At 63.8% G+C, this 15,381-nt stretch carries 17 protein-coding genes; 11 read left to right on the top strand and 6 right to left on the bottom strand.

Annotated features, from left to right (window positions below; all coding sequences use genetic code 11):
- Positions 1-48: 48 nt before the first annotated feature.
- Positions 49-474: a nucleoside-diphosphate kinase gene (gene ndk / locus JW897_RS15935; RefSeq protein ID WP_048409044.1), complete on the bottom strand. Its 426-nt coding sequence runs from the start codon at positions 472-474 to the stop codon at positions 49-51.
- Positions 475-611: 137 nt separating this feature from the next.
- On the opposite strand from ndk, the gene JW897_RS15930 reads away from it, so the two are divergent.
- On the top strand, positions 612-1,406 hold the full coding sequence (locus JW897_RS15930; protein ID WP_205466896.1) for an SPOR domain-containing protein: 795 nt from the start codon (positions 612-614) through the stop codon (positions 1,404-1,406).
- Between the two features lie 409 nt (positions 1,407-1,815).
- On the opposite strand, the gene tdh is transcribed toward JW897_RS15930, so the two are convergent.
- The 3 genes from tdh to JW897_RS15915 form a co-directional block, all read right to left on the bottom strand.
- Entirely contained in the window at positions 1,816-2,841 is a 1,026-nt protein-coding gene (gene tdh / locus JW897_RS15925) for an L-threonine 3-dehydrogenase (protein WP_197083130.1), read from the bottom strand.
- Between the two features lie 50 nt (positions 2,842-2,891).
- Positions 2,892-4,091 (bottom strand): glycine C-acetyltransferase, encoded by a 1,200-nt coding sequence (locus JW897_RS15920; RefSeq protein WP_205466895.1) that lies wholly within the window; start codon positions 4,089-4,091, stop codon positions 2,892-2,894.
- Between the two features lie 198 nt (positions 4,092-4,289).
- Positions 4,290-5,012, bottom strand: a complete 723-nt coding sequence (locus JW897_RS15915) for a substrate-binding periplasmic protein (RefSeq protein ID WP_082159169.1) — start codon at positions 5,010-5,012, stop codon at positions 4,290-4,292.
- A gap of 120 nt (positions 5,013-5,132) precedes the next feature.
- Here JW897_RS15915 and JW897_RS15910 point away from each other — a divergent pair, with 120 nt between their 5' ends.
- The 4 genes from JW897_RS15910 (at position 5,133) to JW897_RS15895 (ending at position 9,149) form a co-directional block, all read left to right on the top strand.
- Positions 5,133-5,840, top strand: coding sequence for a peptidoglycan DD-metalloendopeptidase family protein (locus JW897_RS15910; protein ID WP_048415963.1), 708 nt, complete (start codon positions 5,133-5,135; stop codon positions 5,838-5,840).
- A gap of 135 nt (positions 5,841-5,975) precedes the next feature.
- Positions 5,976-6,710, top strand: coding sequence for a substrate-binding periplasmic protein (locus tag JW897_RS15905; RefSeq protein WP_048415964.1), 735 nt, complete (start codon positions 5,976-5,978; stop codon positions 6,708-6,710).
- Positions 6,711-6,777: 67 nt separating this feature from the next.
- A complete protein-coding gene (locus tag JW897_RS15900) occupies positions 6,778-7,989 on the top strand; it encodes a DUF1615 domain-containing protein (protein ID WP_048415965.1) in 1,212 nt (403 codons plus the stop codon).
- 125 nt (positions 7,990-8,114) lie between these two features.
- A complete protein-coding gene (locus JW897_RS15895) occupies positions 8,115-9,149 on the top strand; it encodes a DUF475 domain-containing protein (protein ID WP_205466894.1) in 1,035 nt (344 codons plus the stop codon).
- A 66-nt stretch (positions 9,150-9,215) separates the two neighbouring features.
- Here the strand turns inward: JW897_RS15895 and coq7 are convergent, their stop codons facing one another.
- A complete protein-coding gene (gene coq7, locus JW897_RS15890; protein WP_048415967.1) occupies positions 9,216-9,836 on the bottom strand; it encodes a 2-polyprenyl-3-methyl-6-methoxy-1,4-benzoquinone monooxygenase in 621 nt (206 codons plus the stop codon).
- Between the two features lie 132 nt (positions 9,837-9,968).
- Between coq7 and ppa the strand changes: the two genes are divergently transcribed.
- Together ppa and JW897_RS15880 are read left to right on the top strand one after the other, a co-directional pair.
- Positions 9,969-10,496: an inorganic diphosphatase gene (gene ppa / locus JW897_RS15885; protein WP_205466893.1), complete on the top strand. Its 528-nt coding sequence runs from the start codon at positions 9,969-9,971 to the stop codon at positions 10,494-10,496.
- Between the two features lie 334 nt (positions 10,497-10,830).
- On the top strand, positions 10,831-11,559 hold the full coding sequence (locus tag JW897_RS15880) for a hypothetical protein (protein ID WP_205466892.1): 729 nt from the start codon (positions 10,831-10,833) through the stop codon (positions 11,557-11,559).
- Between the two features lie 46 nt (positions 11,560-11,605).
- Here the strand turns inward: JW897_RS15880 and JW897_RS15875 are convergent, their stop codons facing one another.
- On the bottom strand, positions 11,606-12,172 hold the full coding sequence (locus tag JW897_RS15875) for a phasin family protein (protein ID WP_048415970.1): 567 nt from the start codon (positions 12,170-12,172) through the stop codon (positions 11,606-11,608).
- A 381-nt stretch (positions 12,173-12,553) separates the two neighbouring features.
- Here JW897_RS15875 and minC point away from each other — a divergent pair, with 381 nt between their 5' ends.
- From minC to JW897_RS15855, 4 genes are read left to right on the top strand one after another with little or no spacing between them, the layout of a single operon-like run.
- On the top strand, positions 12,554-13,270 hold the full coding sequence (gene minC / locus JW897_RS15870) for a septum site-determining protein MinC (RefSeq protein ID WP_048415971.1): 717 nt from the start codon (positions 12,554-12,556) through the stop codon (positions 13,268-13,270).
- 26 nt (positions 13,271-13,296) lie between these two features.
- Complete coding sequence (gene minD / locus JW897_RS15865) at positions 13,297-14,109, top strand: septum site-determining protein MinD (protein WP_019104115.1); 813 nt, start codon at positions 13,297-13,299, stop codon at positions 14,107-14,109.
- A 3-nt stretch (positions 14,110-14,112) separates the two neighbouring features.
- On the top strand, positions 14,113-14,370 hold the full coding sequence (gene minE, locus JW897_RS15860; RefSeq protein WP_019104116.1) for a cell division topological specificity factor MinE: 258 nt from the start codon (positions 14,113-14,115) through the stop codon (positions 14,368-14,370).
- Positions 14,371-14,373: 3 nt separating this feature from the next.
- Positions 14,374-15,312 (top strand): LysR substrate-binding domain-containing protein, encoded by a 939-nt coding sequence (locus JW897_RS15855; RefSeq protein WP_048415972.1) that lies wholly within the window; start codon positions 14,374-14,376, stop codon positions 15,310-15,312.
- Positions 15,313-15,381: the final 69 nt, after the last annotated feature.

The following is a 15,381-nucleotide window of genomic DNA, read 5'->3' as shown; positions in this document are numbered from 1 at the left end:
AGCCCGTCCATGAGACGGGCTCCGCAAACAACGGAGTACTATTTGAGATTAGCGGGCGCTGATCTCGGATGCAGCAAAGAAATAAGCCACTTCGATCGCGGCGTTTTCCACGCTGTCGGAACCATGGACGGCGTTGGCGTCGATGGAATCGGCGAAATCGGCGCGGATGGTGCCGGCTTCAGCTTTCTTCGGATCGGTCGCGCCCATCAGTTCGCGGTTTTTCAGCACGGCGTTTTCGCCTTCGAGCGCCTGGATCATCACCGGGCCGGACACCATGAAGTCAACCAGGTCCTTGAAGAACGGACGTTCTTTGTGCACGGCGTAGAAGCCTTCGGCTTCGGCGCGGGACAGTTGCTTCATCTTGGCGGCCACGATTTTCAGGCCGGCGGATTCGAAACGGTCGTAAATTTTGCCGATGACGTTTTTACCAACGGCGTCCGGCTTAACGATGGACAAGGTGCGTTCAATTGCCATATAAATTCTCCCAAACATCAAGACAAGTGGCTAAACTTGAGTATTATGCAGCCACTCGGGTTACCCAATTTTGACGAACCCGATATTTTAGCAGTGTTTTCAACCATGTGCTGCACATTTCTCAAGTCTCACGGACCATGCGCGAACAAAATCAACAAGACCCCGACAAGACCGGCGGCGAAGCCGACCTCAACAGCAAGCTGAAAAAGCGATTGCTGATCGCCGGCGGCCTGGTCGCCGTGGCGCTGGCCGCCATTCCGCTGACCGACAGCTTCAACAAACCCAAGGTGGAAATGACCGCCAGCAGCCAGAGTCCCAGTTCCGGCAAGATCATCAAGCCCGCTTCCGCCCCGGCGGAAGCGCCGCCGGCCCCCACCCCCGCCAGCGCGCCGGCAGCGGAAAGCAGCGCGCCCGCGACCGAAGCCGCCGGCGCGCCGCAAGCGCCCAGCGCCGCAAGCCCGGCCAGCCCCGACCTGGACAAGACCCCGGCCGTGGTCAACAACCGTCCGCCCGCGCACGCGGCGGCGCCAGCTCCGGCTCCGGCGCATGAGCGCGCGACGGCGAAAGCGCCCGCCGCGGCGACTCCGCCGCAAGCGGCGGGCGGCAAGACCGCGCCGGCCGAGCCCGTCAAAGCAGCCCCTCCCCTCGCAGCCCCCGTCGCCGCGGATAAACCCGCAGCGCCGGCCAAGGAGGCCGCGGTCAAGGCCAAGCCGGCCGGCAGCTCCATCGGCTACCAAGTCCAGCTGGGCCTGTTCTCCAGCATCGGCAACGCCGAAAAACTGGTGAAGGAGCTGAAACAGCACGGCATCCCGGCCCATACCGTCACCCGCGTGCAGGTCGGCCCGTTCAAGAGCCGCGCCGAAGCCGACGAAACCATGGAGAAGTTGCGCGGCCTGGGCTATGCGCCGCTGCTGGCGCCGGCCGGGCAATAAGGCGAAATAAAAAAGCCCCCTCCGCACGGCGGAGAGGGCAAGCTCTGAACTCACTCAAACAATCGGACCGGGACAAACACCGCGCGAGCGGCCTGAAAACCTGTTCAAAGTCTCTCAAGCCAGAACGAGGCCAGGCGGAAACCAGCGAAAAAGCGGCATGCGCGAGTAGCGCATGGGCATTTCCAGCTGGCTTGCATGGCCCTTGTCCGAAGCGCAGCGGACAGTGAACAGGGTCCGAGCCGCGGGGCCCGTCCTTGACCCCCTTCGCCCCATCCCTTTTGCCAGCCCATTCTCGCCGCCCCGCCGGCGACGCTCAAACATTCTCAAAGCAGGTTCAAGCCGCGGCCATGCGCGTAAAAAAACCCTCTTCGCCGGCGAAGAGGGTTTTTCGTCAGGCCGTCGCCTACCTTCAGCTCCAGTCCAGAATCACCTTGCCGCTTTGTCCCGACAGCATGGCTTCGAAGCCCTGCTGGAAGTCATCCACCGGGAAATGGTGGGTGATGATGGGAGTGATGTCCAAACCGGACTGGATCAGCGCCACCATCTTGTACCAGGTCTCGAACATCTCGCGCCCGTAGATGCCCTTGATTTCCAGGCCTTTGAAGATGACGTGGTTCCAGTCGATGGCGGTGTCCGCCGGAGGAATGCCCAGCAGCGCCACTTTGCCGCCGTGGTTCATGGTGTCCAGCATCTGGCGGAAGGCCTGCGGGTTGCCGGACATTTCCAGGCCGACGTCGAAGCCCTCGGTCATATGCAGTTCGGCCATCACTTGCTTGAGCTCCTGCTTGGCCACGTTCACCGCGCGGGTCGCGCCCATTTTGCGCGCCAGCTCCAGCCGGTACTCGTTGACGTCGGTGATCACCACATGGCGCGCGCCGACGTGGCGAGCGATCGCCACCGCCATGATGCCGATAGGGCCCGCGCCGGTGATCAGCACGTCCTCGCCCACCAGGTTGAAGCTGAGCGCGGTGTGCACCGCGTTGCCGAAGGGGTCGAAGATGGACGCCAGGTCGTCGGAGATGTCGTCCGGAATCGGGAAGGCGTTGAAGGCCGGAATCACCAGATATTCGGCGAAGGCGCCTTCGCGGTTGACGCCCACGCCGAAGGTGTTGCGGCACAGGTGACGGCGGCCGGCGCGACAGTTGCGGCAATGGCCACAGGTGATGTGCCCTTCGCCCGACACGCGCTGGCCGACGCTGAAGCCCTGCACTTCCGAGCCTATCGCCTCGACCACGCCGACATACTCATGGCCGACGTGCATGGGCACCGGGATGGTTTTCTGCGCCCAGTCGTCCCAGTTCCAGATATGGATGTCGGTGCCGCAGATCGCGGTCTTGCGAATCCGGATCAACAAATCGTTATGGCCGATTTCCGGCTTGGCCACATCGGTCATCCACAGGCCGCGCTCGGCCTTCAGTTTGGATAATGCTTTCATTTCTATTCCTATCCGCCGCGGCGCCCTCCACGGGCGCGCGGCGCAACGCCTCAGATCACGCCGAGTTCGCGGCCCACTTTGATGAAAGCCGCCACCGCCAGGCGAACCTGTTCTTCGCTGTGGCGCGCCGACATCTGGGTGCGGATGCGCGCCTTGCCCTTGGGCACCACCGGGAAGGAGAAGCCGATCACGTACACGCCCTCTTCCAGCAGCTTGGCCGCCATCTCGCCCGCCAGCTTAGCATCGCCCAGCATCACCGGGACGATGGGGTGCTGGCCGGGCACCAGAGTGAAGCCCGCCGCGCTCATTTCCTGGCGGAACAGCTCGGCGTTGCGGCGTACTTTGGCGCGCAGCTCGGCGCCCTCGCCGCCCTTGAGGATGTTCAGCACTTCCAGGCTGGCGGCGGCGATGGCCGGGGCCAGAGTGTTGGAGAACAGATACGGACGCGAGCGCTGACGCAGCAGATCGATGATCGCCTTGCGGCCGGACACATAGCCGCCGGACGCGCCGCCCAAGGCCTTGCCCAGGGTGCCGGTGTAGATGTCGACGCGATCGGCGACTCCGCACAGTTCCGGCGTGCCGGCGCCGCTGTCGCCGATGAAGCCGACGGCGTGGGAATCGTCCACCATCACCAGCGCGCCGTGGCGCTCGGCCACTTCGCACAGGGTTTTCAGATCGGCGATGATGCCGTCCATGGAAAACACGCCGTCAGTGACGATGAGCTTGAAGCGCGCGCCGGCCTGTTCGGCGGCGACCAGCTGCGCCTCCAGATCGGCCATGTCGTTGTTCTTGTAACGGAAGCGCTTGGCCTTGGACAGGCGCACGCCGTCGATGATGGAGGCGTGGTTGAGCTCGTCGGAAATCACCGCGTCTTCTTCGCCCAGCAGCGTTTCGAACACGCCGCCGTTGGCGTCGAAGCAGCTGGAATACAGGATGGTGTCGTCGGTGCCCAAAAAGCCCGAAATCGCCTGCTCCAGATCCTTGTGCACTTGCTGGGTGCCGCAGATGAAGCGGACCGAGGCGCAGCCGTAACCGAAGTCGTCCATGCCCTTCTTCGCCGCCTCGATCAGGCGCGGGTCGTCGGCCAGGCCCAGGTAGTTGTTGGCGCAGAAGTTCAGCACATTGCTGCCGTTGCTCAGGGCGATGTCCGCGCGCTGAGGCGTGGCGATCACGCGCTCGGGTTTTTCAAAACCGTCGGCGCGAATCTGCGCCAGCGTGGCTTCAAGATGGGCTAAGTAGGTTCGGTTCATGACTGTCCTTGTCCAGGGATGACAAAAGAATCACCATTGCGCCGCCGGATTCTTGGCGGCTCAAAAACTGGCACCATTCTAGCCCAGCCATTTCACAGCCATCAGTGACAGTTCAATGTGTTTTTCCAAGATACTGTAACCTTGAAAAATTGATACGAATCGACACTGTCACCATAAAACACCACGCGCCAACTATCGTCACTTCAAATATTTGGCGATGATTTTTTCCAGCTTGCCGCTTTCGCGCAACTGTTGAAACGCCCTGCTCAGCTTCAAGGCGGTCGCGTCCGGCATTTTCAGGCTGCAGGCCAGATAGATGCTGGTGGTTTGCACTTGCAAGGCCTCGCGGATGCTGTCCGCCGGCGTGCCCACCTGCTTGATGGTGTAGTTGGCCACCACGTCATGCACCGCCCACACGTCCGCCACCCCCGCCGCCAGCTCGCGCTCGGCTTCCTCCGGCGTGGGCCGGACGGAATAGGCGATATTGTTCTTTTTCAGGTAGTCCGCCATCGACGAACCCAGCAACACCACCACGCGCTTGCCCTTGGCGTCGTCCAGCGAGCTCAAGGCCACCGGATGATGGGTATTGATGAACAGGGATTGATTGCTCTCCATCACCACCCCCACCCAGCGATACAGTTTTTCCCTCTCCGGGGAGCGCGTAAAAGGCGTCAGACAGCTGTCCGCGTCTTGCTGCACCTGCATTTGGGCGCGCTTCCAGGGGATCTCCGGCACGCGCATGCTCAGGCCGGCCAGTTGCGCCGCCTGAGCCACCACCTCCGCGGCGATGCCGCTCAGCTTGCCGTTCTCGCCTTTAAACACCAGCGGCGGATACTCCACGGTGTAGATGGAAAGCGTCGACGGCTCCGCCGCCAGCGCCGCCACGCTCCACAAGCCGCACATCAACCATCCCAGTTTCATCCCGTCACCTCCGCCCTATGCCCGCGCCTGTCACAGTCCTTAACATGATTTTTAGTCCAGCCGCCGGCGTTTGCGCACAGAAAGCGCGCAGCCGTCGGCGGCGATGCTAGAATCTGCGCCATGTCCTTGTCCGTCCGCCTCGTTTCCAGTTCCCTGTCCCTGCTGCTTGTCGCCTGCGCCAGCACCTCGCAACCCGCCGCGGTGGAGTCCGCCGGCTTTTACCGCGTCAAACCGGGAGACACCCTGTTCCGCATCGCCCAGAGCCATCGGGTCAGCGTGGCGAACCTGGTGCGCTGGAACGGACTGAAAGACCCGAGCAGCATCAATGCCGGCCAATTGCTGCGCGTGTCGCCGCCCACCGGCGCCGCGCCTGCGCCCGCCAAGCCCAAGCGTCCGCAGCCCAGCCGGCCCGCGGCCAAGCCCTCCGCCTCCGAGCCCAGCAAGCCCGCGGCTCGTCCGGCGGCCAACATCAAGCTGGTCTGGCCGGCCAAGGGTCCGATCATCGCCAAGTTCAACGGCCAGGGCAGCAAGGGCATAGACATCGCCGGCGAGGCGGGCGCCCCGGTCCGAGCGGCGGCCAGCGGCAGGGTCACCTACTCCGGCAAAGGCATCCGCAGCTACGGCAATCTGTTGATCATCCAGCATGACAACGCCCACCTCACCGTCTATGCTCACAATCAGTCCTTGCTGGTCAAGGAAGGGCAGACGGTCAAGGCCGGCGACACCATCGCCACCATGGGCAGTTCCGGCACCACCCGGGTCAAGCTGCACTTTGAACTGCGCGTCCGCTCCTCGGCGGTCGATCCCATGCCTTATCTGGCGGACTGAGCCGCGAGGCCGCTTGTCAGCGCCGACGACGAACGCGCAAAATGCATGTCGCGCCCGATGCGCAACCCTATCGCCCGGACAGCACGGCTTCCACTGCGCGGGCCAGAAGCGAGGAAGTCAAATTAAGGCAGGCCAATGGGGAGATTACTGTTGCTTGGCAGCTTGCTGCTTGCCCTCGGCGCCAACGCCCATGCGCACAAGACCGTCAAGGTGGCGTTTGGGGAGTCGCTGGAGCCCTATGTGATGGAGGGCGGCAAGAGCGGGCTGGAACTGGAGATCGTGCGCGCGGCGCTGCAGGAACGCGGCTACCGGATAGAGCCGGTCTTCTTTTCCCAACCCCGGCTGCCGATGGCCTTGAAGAACAAGGACATCGACGCGGTGGCCACCGTGGGCGAGCAGGCCGGATTGCAGGCCGAGTATTCCGACGTCTACATCAGCTACGAGGATGTGGCGATCACGCTCAGCAGCCGCCGCATCCAGCTGCGCCAGGCCAAGGAGCTGGGCGCCTACCGGGTGCTGGCCTTCTCCCTGGCCCGGCAATACCTGGGCGAAGCCTTCAAGGACATGGCCAAGACCAATCCCAATTACGCCGAAACCGCCAATCAGGTGGATCAAAACCGGCTGCTGTTCCGCGGCTCAGTGGACGTGGTGGTGGCCGACCGCAACATCTTCGCCTGGATGAACCACAAGCTCGTCACCCAGTTCAAGGAAAAAACCGCGCCGGTGGACATCCACCGTCTGTTCGCCCCCACCGTGTACCGGATGGCCTTCCGCAGCGCTCCGCTGAAGGACGAATTCAATCTGGGCCTGCGCGCGATACAGAAAAGCGGCGTCTACAAGCAAATCGTGAATCGTTACCAGAACCTCTGAGCGCGATTGCCGATGACAGCAAGATAGCCTAACCTTCACGGTTTGATTCCGCACCGTCCCGCGCACCGTGAAACCATCCCGTTTGCTGTTTGCCCTATTGCCCGCGCTGCTGAGCGCCTGCGCCAACGTCAGCCCGCCGGCCCCCGTCGCCGCGCCCGTCGTCGTCGCCCCGGTTCCAAGCGAGCCGGAGGCCCCCGCGCCGGCGGTCGAAGCGCCGCCGTCGCCTCCTCCGGTGAGCGCGCCGCCGCTCAGGCCGGCCTACAACGACCCGCAGGCCGGACGCCTGCTGCTCAATCGCCTGCTGCCCGCCAAGATTCGCGACCGCCAGGGCTGGAGCAACGATATGCTCGCGGCCTTCACTCACCTGAAGATTCCCTATACCGCGGAGAATTTCTGCGCGCTGGCGGCGGTGATCGAACAGGAATCCAGCTGGCAGGCGGACCCCACCGTGCCCAACCTGCCCGCCATCGTCTGGGACAAGATCGCCGAACGGGCCCACGGCTATCTGATCCCGCTGCCTGTGGTCAAGGCCGCGCTGATGAAGACTTCGCCCAACGGCAAAAGCTACAAGGCGCGCATCGACAGCCTGCGCACCGAACGGGAAATGAACGATCTGTTCGAGGACATGGCGCGCGAGGCCAGCAAGCTGGGTCTGCCGATGAGCATGAAGAACCCGATCCGCACCGGCGGGCCGATGCAGGTCAGCGTCGAATTCGCCGAAGGGCACGTCAAAGTCTGGCCCTACCCCTACCCGCGCAGCGGCGGCATCCGCCAGGAAGTGTTCACTCGCCGCGGCGGCGTCTACTTCGGCGCGGCCATCCTGCTGCAATACCCGGCGCCTTACAGCCAGATGCTGTACCGCTTCGCCGACTTCAACGCCGGCCGCTACAGCAGCCGCAACGCGGCCTTCCAAGCCGTGATGGAGAAACTCAGCGGCAAGGATCTGACGCTGGACGGCGACCTGCTCAGCTACAAGGACGGCAAGGTCTACCCCAGCACCACCCAGAGCGCGGTGATCAGCCAGGGCGGCAAGCTGGGCATGGGCCAGGGCGAGATTCTGCGAGACCTGAAGCTGGAGAAAAGCGCGGCCTTCGGCCAAAGCGAGCTCTACCGCAAGACCTACGCGCTGGCTGACCAGCGCTTCGGCAAGCCCGCGCCGCGCGAACAGCTGCCGCAAATCGACCTGAAAAGCCCCAAGATCACCCGCAAGCTGACCACCGAATGGTTCGCCAAACGCGTCGACGGCCGCTACCAAAGCTGCCTGGCCCGCGCGCGTTGATCTAAAGCCACGCGCTTCGCCGAAGCGCCGCGATTATAATCCCACGTCATCACCCGCCCGCGCCGCTTGCGGCGCGAAGCGGCGGGCGGCTTGAATCCGCCCGGCACAACAAGGCGAATCCATTCATGCGCACCACGCTCTCCTATTTCACCGGCTCGCTGCTGTTCAGCGTCGTCGTGCTGGCCGCCGCCGGCTGGTACGGCTTCCAGCTGGGCGGCCCGGCCATGGCCGGCTCCTTCCTGGTCACCGCCCTGGTGCTGGCCATCCTGGAAACCAGCGTTTCCTTCGACAACGCGGTCGTCAACGCCAGCGTGCTGCAGGCGATGAGCCCGCTGTGGCGCAAGCTCTTCATGACGGTGGGCATCGCCGTCGCGGTGTTCGGCATGCGCATCCTGTTCCCGCTGCTCATCGTCGCCGTCGCCGGCGACACGCCCTTGCTCGAGGCTTTCGCCATCGCCACCCGCGAACCGCTGCGCTACCAGCAGATCATGCATGACTCCCACCTGATGATCATGGGCTTCGGCGCCACCTTCCTGTTGATGGTGGTGGTGGAGTACTTCGTCAAAAAGGAAAAGGACGAACACTGGCTGCCGGCCGTCGAACCGCTGCTGGCGCGGCTGGGCTCGGTTGAGAACGCCCAGTCGCTGATCGCCATCCTGCTGATCGCGCTGGTGGCCGCCGCCATTCCCGCCGGCCAGAAGATGGAGTTTCTCAGCAGCTGCTTCTGGGGTTACGTGGTGTTCATGGCCTTGCATGTGTTCAAGCAGCTGTTCGGCGGCATGGACATCCAGACCGCCGCCGCCAAGAACGGCCTGATCGGCTTCGTCTACCTGGAAACGCTGGACGCCAGCTTCTCCATGGACGGCGTGATCGCCGCCTTCGCCATCACCAACAACTTCTGGCTGATCGCCGCCGGGCTGGGCATAGGCGCGATGTTCGTGCGCTCAATGACCATCCTGCTGGTGGAGCGCAACATCATCGGCCAGTTCAAATACCTGGAGACTTCGGCGTTCTGGGCCATCGGCGCCCTGGTGGCCATCATGTTCGCCGCCGCGCTCCATGTCGAGCTGGGCGAAGTGACCACAGGCCTGATCAGCGTCGCCATCATCGGGCTGGGCATCGTCACCAGCCTGCCGGGGCGCAAACGCCACCGCGACTGAAACGCCCGCGCCGCAATGCGAACAGGCCTGGAATCCAGGCCTGTTTTCTTTTAAGGAAGCACGCAGTCAAAGCCGGTAGCTGGCGCCCGTCATCAGCTTGGCCGACAGCTTCATCGCGCCCTTGACCGGGGCCGGCAATTGGGCCGCGCCCAACTCATGGGCCATGTCCGCATGCTTGAGCTCATCGTCGCGCATCTGCTCGACGATGGCGCGGCTCTTGACGTCCGCCGCCGGCAAACGGCTCAGATGGCTGTCCAGATGCGCGCCCACCTGCTGCTCGGTTTCCTCCAGGAAGCCCAGATTCCACTTGTCGCCCAGCACCCCGGCGGCCACGCCTATCGCCAGCGAGCCGGTGTACCACAGCGGGTTGAACACGCTGGGCCGGCCGCCCAGTTCGCGGATGCGCCGCTCGGTCCAGGCCAGATGCTCCACCTCCTCTTGCGCCGCCTGGCGCAAGGCTTCGCGCGCCTGCGGCGTGCGCGCCGTCAGCGCCTGCCCCTGGTACAGGGCCTGGGCGCACACCTCGCCGCAGTGGTTGACCCGCATCAGCCCCAGCGCGTGTTTCTTTTCCTCAGCCGCCAGCTCCGCCTCGTCCAGCGCCGCGTCCGGATGCGGCCTCAGGCTTTGCGCGGAAGCAAACAGGGTGCGCAACCCTTTGTCGAACTCGACGATCCATTTGTCCAGCATCAATCCGCTCTTTCTCGCGCTAACACAATCGCCGGCGATTATACCCGCCCGATACGCGGCGCGGCAGCTACTGCTATAATCGCGCAGTTTATCGAAACATTGTGTTCAACACGTTCAACAAGGATTCCCCTGATGGATCTCGCTAGCATCGGCCCGGGCAAAGACATGCCGGGCGACTTCAACGTCGTCATCGAAATCTCCGCCAACGCCGCCCCGATCAAGTACGAATTCGACAAAGACTGGAACGCTCTGGTGGTTGACCGCTTCATGGGCACTTCCATGATGTATCCGGCCAACTACGGTTTCGTGCCGCAAACCCTGGCCGGCGACGGCGATCCGGTTGACGTGCTGGTGGTCACCCCGTTCCCGCTGCCGCCGGGCGTGGTGGTGCGCTGTCGCGCGCTGGGCCTGATCAAGATGGAAGACGAGTCCGGCGTTGACGCCAAGCTGGTGGCCGTGCCGGTGGAAAAACTGTGCCCGATGTACAAGTCCATCCAGAAGCTGGAAGACCTGCAGGAACTGCTGCGCAACCAGATGGTTCACTTCTTCGAGCACTACAAAGACCTGGAACCGGGCAAGTGGGTCAAGGTTCAAGGCTGGGGCACCCTGGAAGACGCCAAGACCGAGCTGGTCGACGGCATCGCCCGCTTCGAAAAATAAGCGCGCGGCGCTTGCCCTGACAAACAACCGGCGCGGGTCGCCGGTTTTTTCATGCCCGCGGCCGACGCCGCACATTCGCCAACGCTGATATTGCAACGCAATATGCCATCAATATTTGCTACAATCGCAGCTGCCTGGGCGCCGTCGCCGCGCCCAGTTAGAAAAGCAAGTGATTGTTACTAAATACCATAAATAATACTTTTACCCGTCGCCGCATTGCAGGTATCGTTCCATTAGGAGCGCCGGGGCGCGCCCAGGACAGCGATGCCGGACGCGCGCGCCAAATGCCCCGCCGCCCGTCGCCATAGCGTCGGGCAGCCCAACCGGAACCACCGTGACCCATATCGCCCAAGGCTCAGCACCGCAACTCCACTGGCTCCAGCAGCGCCTGGCCAGCCGGGGTTTGCCCGCGTCCGCGGGCGCAAGCGGGCTGCCGTCTTGGCTGCCTCGCGACTGGCAAGGGTTTTACCTGCCCTCCGGCTGCTGGATCAATGTCGACCCCCTGCATCAAGCCTCCCTGCCTCCCCGACTGCGGCTCTGTCTAGAACAAGGCATCCCCTTGCTGGAGCTGGATGGCGCCTGGCAGGCGCTGGGCGCGGACTTCGGCTTCATGCTGTTGCTGGGCGCCGAAAGCGCGCCGCCGCCCGACGCCCTGGCCTTGCTGGACGCGCTGGCGCCGCTGCCGGCCGCCTGGCTGCGCTGCGGCCCCGCGGGCAGCGCGCGCTATACCCGCCAGGTCTGGGAGGCCTTGCTGTTCATGCTGAGACGGCAGCCGCCGCCCTGCCCGTCCACGCCGACCGCGCCGGACTGGGAAACCGCGCTGCGCGAGCAGTGGCGGCTGTGGGAACAACTGGTGCGCTTGTCCCAACGCTACCTGCGGGAACGCAAGCTGCCCGAGGACAATCCGACGGCGCGGCGGGACTTCGCCGAAGCCCCCCGGCAACAAGAGCACTACGCCGCCAGCCTGGCCGGGCTGATCGTGCAGGCGGACGGCTGCCAGCAAGCCTGGCGGCAGCTGTGGGACGATTTCGCCGCCCAAACGCCGCTGCGCCCCAAAAACTGAAAAAGCCCGCATGAATGCGGGCTTTTTTCACGACTAGGGCCGAAAATCAGACGGCGCTGCTCGCCTTCTTGCCGCGGGCGACAGCGGCGCTGGCGGCCTTGGCGGAGTTGGTGGCGGCTTCAACGCTCGCTTCGGCGATTTCCGCGCTGACTTTCTTGGCGGTCTTGGACACGCTTTCGAAAGCGGCGTTGGAAGTGTTCACCAGGCTTTTCAGCGCCGACACCGCGGCGTCGGAACCGGCCGGCGCGTTCTTGGACAGACGGTCCAGATTGCTCAGCAGGGTCTGATTGCCTTCGGCGATCTGCTCTTCGACAAAAGCGGCCAGTTCGTTCTGGGTGGCCAACGCGGCGTCGTAGACATTGCGCGCCACGGAGAAGGCTTGATCGATGGACGGCTGGGCCAGGTTGCTCTGCACCTCGGCGAAAGCCTTGGGATCCTTGGCTTCGCTCAAGGCCTTGATCGCCTGGGCGTTGTCGGCCAGCAGCTTGCGCGACAGATCCAGTTGCAGCGCGGCCAGACGCTCGGCGCCGGCCAGCACGATGGAGGAGAAACGCACGGCCTTGTCGAACTGCGACTGGCCGAGAGCAGAGAATTCTTGAGTAGTGGTAAACATGACGACTCCTAAAAATATCCAAAATTGACAGCTCAGCAACGACAGCGAACTTAACCTGCGCTCATGATGTTGCATCGCAACAATTGCCATTGTGGCGGGTCGCTTTTCTCGAGTCAAGAAAATGTTGCAACGCACAAGCCGCTAAACCACTATTTTTCATGAATTTTTGCAACACAAACATTCCAAAGACATTACAACGACGCCCTTACCTTTCTCATTGCGCGGCGATTCCCGCAATTGCAACACTTGCCAGCGCCCAAGCCCGTTGCGCCGGCCGATTTCGGCCTTTTGGCCCCAAGCCGAGCAACGCCATTGAAAGCCCGTCAGCAACCCAGTACACTCGCCCCATAGAATAAATCTATCTACATGAAGCCAAGTACAATGAGCCCTGCGGCCAACGCATTCGACATAAAATCCGCCAGCCTGGACCTGCTGGCGCTCTTGCTGCGCACCGACGATCTGGACGAACTGAGCCAGGCGCTGGACGCGCGCTTCGGCACCGGCCACGACGCGCCGGTCGAAGCCTTCGTTCTCGACGTGGAGGCCCTGCCCGCCCCGACGGAACTGGACTACGGCCGCCTGCTGCCCATGCTCAGCCGCCGCGGCATCCGCGCGGTGGCCCTGCGCCACCCCAGCACCGCGCTGGCCGGCGTCGCCAGCCAGTTCGGCCTCGCCTACACCAGCAGCGCCACGCCGCCGCGCTCGGCGCAGAACGCGCCGGAACCCGCCGACAAGCCCGCGGCGCCCGAGCCGGCCCCGGCCAGCGGCGCGATGATCGTCGACCGCCCGGTGCGCGCCGGTCAGCAAATCTACGCCAAGGGCTGCGACCTGATCGTGCTGGCCATGGTCAGCGCCGGCGCGGAAGTCATCGCCGACGGCAACATCCACATCTACGCGCCCCTGCGCGGCCGCGCCCTCGCCGGCGCGCGCGGCAACGCCGGCGCCCGCATTTTCGCCCGCAGCATGGAGGCCGAACTGGTGTCCATCGCCGGGGTCTATCGAACTATCGAACAAGCCTTGCCCGAGAGCATTCTGGGCAAGCCGACTCAAATCTATCTTGAGAACGAGCGCCTGGTCATGACCGCGCTCGGCGAGTAACAAGCCATTATTCAAAGGGATCGACTGTGGCAAAAATCATCGTTGTGACGTCCGGCAAGGGTGGCGTCGGTAAAACCACTACCAGTGCCAGCTTCTCCTCCGGCCTGGCGTTGCGCGGTCACAAAACCGTCGTCATCGACTTCGACGTCGGCCTGCGCAACCTGGACCTGATCATGGGTTGCGAACGCCGCGTGGTCTATGACCTGATCAATGTCGTCAACGGCGAAGCCAGCCTGAACCAGGCGCTGATCAAGGACAAGAACTGCGACAACCTCTACATCATCCCCGCCTCGCAAACCCGCGACAAAGACGCCTTGACGCTGGACGGCGTGGAGAAGGTGTTGAAGGACCTGGCCGAAGCCGGCTTCGAATACATCGTCTGCGACTCGCCGGCCGGCATTGAGAAAGGCGCGCTGATGGCGCTGTACTTCGCCGACGAAGCGCTGATCGTCACCAATCCGGAAGTCTCCTCGGTGCGCGATTCCGACCGCATCCTGGGCATTCTGTCCTCCAAGTCCAAGCGCGCGGAAGAAAGCCGCGAGCCGGTCAAGGAGCACCTGCTGATCACCCGCTACTCCGCCGGCCGCGTCGACAAGGGCGAAATGCTGTCGGTGGACGACGTGAAGGAGATTCTGCGCGTGCCGCTGCTGGGCGTGATTCCGGAGTCGCAGACCGTTCTGCAAGCCTCCAACTCCGGCACCCCGGCCATCCACCTGAAAGGCTCGGACGTTGCCGACGCCTATTCCGACGTGGTGGCGCGTTTCCTGGGCGAAGAGCGCCCGATGCGTTTCCTCGACGCCCCCAAAGTGGGCATCCTGAAACGCCTCTTTGGAGGTTAAGTCATGTCCCTGATCGAAATGATCTTTGGCAAGCGCCAGAAAACCGCGGCCATTGCCAGAGAACGTCTGCAAATCATCCTGGCCCACGAACGCAACGGCCGCAGCGCGCCGGACTATCTGCCGGCGCTGCAGCGCGAACTGATGGAAGTGATCTCCAAATACGTGGCGGTCAATCTGGACGACATCAAGGTGCAAGTGGAGCGCCAGGACGACTTCGAAGTGCTGGAAGTCAATATCGTGTTGCCGGAGCACCAGCGCTGAGCCATGACGCTGACCGAACTTCGCTATATCGTCGCGGTGGCGCGGGAGCGCCACTTCGGCCGCGCCGCGCAAAGCTGCTTCGTCAGCCAGCCGACGCTGTCCATCGCCATCAAGAAGCTTGAGGACGAACTGGGCGTCACGCTGTTTGAGCGCGGCGGCCAGGAAGTCAGCGTCACCGAGATCGGCGAGCGCATCATCGAGCAGTCGCAACGCGTGCTGGAGGAGGCCGAGACCGTCAAGCGGCTGGCCGGCGAGCACCAGAACGAACTGGTCGGCCCGCTGAAGCTGGGGGTGATTTTCACCATCAGCCCCTATCTGCTGCCGCGGCTGATCCCGGCGCTGCGCATCCTGGCGCCGGACATGCCGCTGATCCTGGAGGAGAACTACACCTCCCGGCTGTCGGAAATGCTCAAGCGCGGCGAGGTGGACGCCATCATCGTCGCCGACCCCTTCGACGAGGCCGGCACCGTGGCCAGCCCCTTGTACGACGAACCCTTCGTCGTCGCCACGCCCAAGGGCCATCCCTGGGAAAAGCTGGGCGCCATCGCCGCCAATCAGCTGGCCGACGAAAGCGTCTTGCTGCTGACCCAGGGCAATTGCTTCCGCGATCAGGTGCTGCAGGCCTGCAGCGATCTGGCCAGCCGCCAGAGCCACGGCGGCACGCTGGCGGCCAATCTGCAAGGCAGCTCGCTCAACACCATACGCCATATGGTGGCCAGCGGCATGGGCGTCACCGTGATGCCGTCCACCTCGATAGGCCCCACCGACGAGTCCCTGCTGTCGGTGGTGCCGTTCAAGACGCCGGCGCCGCAGCGCCGCGTGCTGCTGGTGACGCGCAAGCAGTTCTTCCGCAAGAAGGCGATCGACACCCTGCAGCAAGCGGTGTTCCGCTCCGGGCTGGAAGGCGTTTCCATGCTGGAAGGCGAAACGCCGGCGCAATAAGCCGGCCCTCAAACCCAAGCAACCGCTGCGCGCCTCCGCCGCAGCGGTTTTTTTCCGACCATCCGCCGC

Origin of the sequence: Chromobacterium alkanivorans (assembly GCF_016937655.1) — a bacterium.
Lineage (GTDB): Bacteria > Pseudomonadota > Gammaproteobacteria > Burkholderiales > Chromobacteriaceae > Chromobacterium > Chromobacterium alkanivorans.
This window is presented reverse-complemented; position numbering and strand designations above follow the sequence as displayed.

What these genes read in the sequence shown, in the direction of transcription:
- ndk (WP_048409044.1), bottom strand. Translation starts at nt 474, where the DNA reads ATGGCAATTGAACGCACCTTGTCCATCGTTAAGCCGGACGCCGTTGGT.
- JW897_RS15930 (WP_205466896.1), top strand. Translation starts at nt 612, where the DNA reads ATGCGCGAACAAAATCAACAAGACCCCGACAAGACCGGCGGCGAAGCC.
- tdh (WP_197083130.1), bottom strand. Translation starts at nt 2,841, where the DNA reads ATGAAAGCATTATCCAAACTGAAGGCCGAGCGCGGCCTGTGGATGACC.
- JW897_RS15920 (WP_205466895.1), bottom strand. Translation starts at nt 4,091, where the DNA reads ATGAACCGAACCTACTTAGCCCATCTTGAAGCCACGCTGGCGCAGATT.
- JW897_RS15915 (WP_082159169.1), bottom strand. Translation starts at nt 5,012, where the DNA reads ATGAAACTGGGATGGTTGATGTGCGGCTTGTGGAGCGTGGCGGCGCTG.
- JW897_RS15910 (WP_048415963.1), top strand. Translation starts at nt 5,133, where the DNA reads ATGTCCTTGTCCGTCCGCCTCGTTTCCAGTTCCCTGTCCCTGCTGCTT.
- JW897_RS15905 (WP_048415964.1), top strand. Translation starts at nt 5,976, where the DNA reads ATGGGGAGATTACTGTTGCTTGGCAGCTTGCTGCTTGCCCTCGGCGCC.
- JW897_RS15895 (WP_205466894.1), top strand. Translation starts at nt 8,115, where the DNA reads ATGCGCACCACGCTCTCCTATTTCACCGGCTCGCTGCTGTTCAGCGTC.
- coq7 (WP_048415967.1), bottom strand. Translation starts at nt 9,836, where the DNA reads ATGCTGGACAAATGGATCGTCGAGTTCGACAAAGGGTTGCGCACCCTG.
- ppa (WP_205466893.1), top strand. Translation starts at nt 9,969, where the DNA reads ATGGATCTCGCTAGCATCGGCCCGGGCAAAGACATGCCGGGCGACTTC.
- JW897_RS15875 (WP_048415970.1), bottom strand. Translation starts at nt 12,172, where the DNA reads ATGTTTACCACTACTCAAGAATTCTCTGCTCTCGGCCAGTCGCAGTTC.
- minC (WP_048415971.1), top strand. Translation starts at nt 12,554, where the DNA reads ATGAGCCCTGCGGCCAACGCATTCGACATAAAATCCGCCAGCCTGGAC.
- minE (WP_019104116.1), top strand. Translation starts at nt 14,113, where the DNA reads ATGTCCCTGATCGAAATGATCTTTGGCAAGCGCCAGAAAACCGCGGCC.
- JW897_RS15855 (WP_048415972.1), top strand. Translation starts at nt 14,374, where the DNA reads ATGACGCTGACCGAACTTCGCTATATCGTCGCGGTGGCGCGGGAGCGC.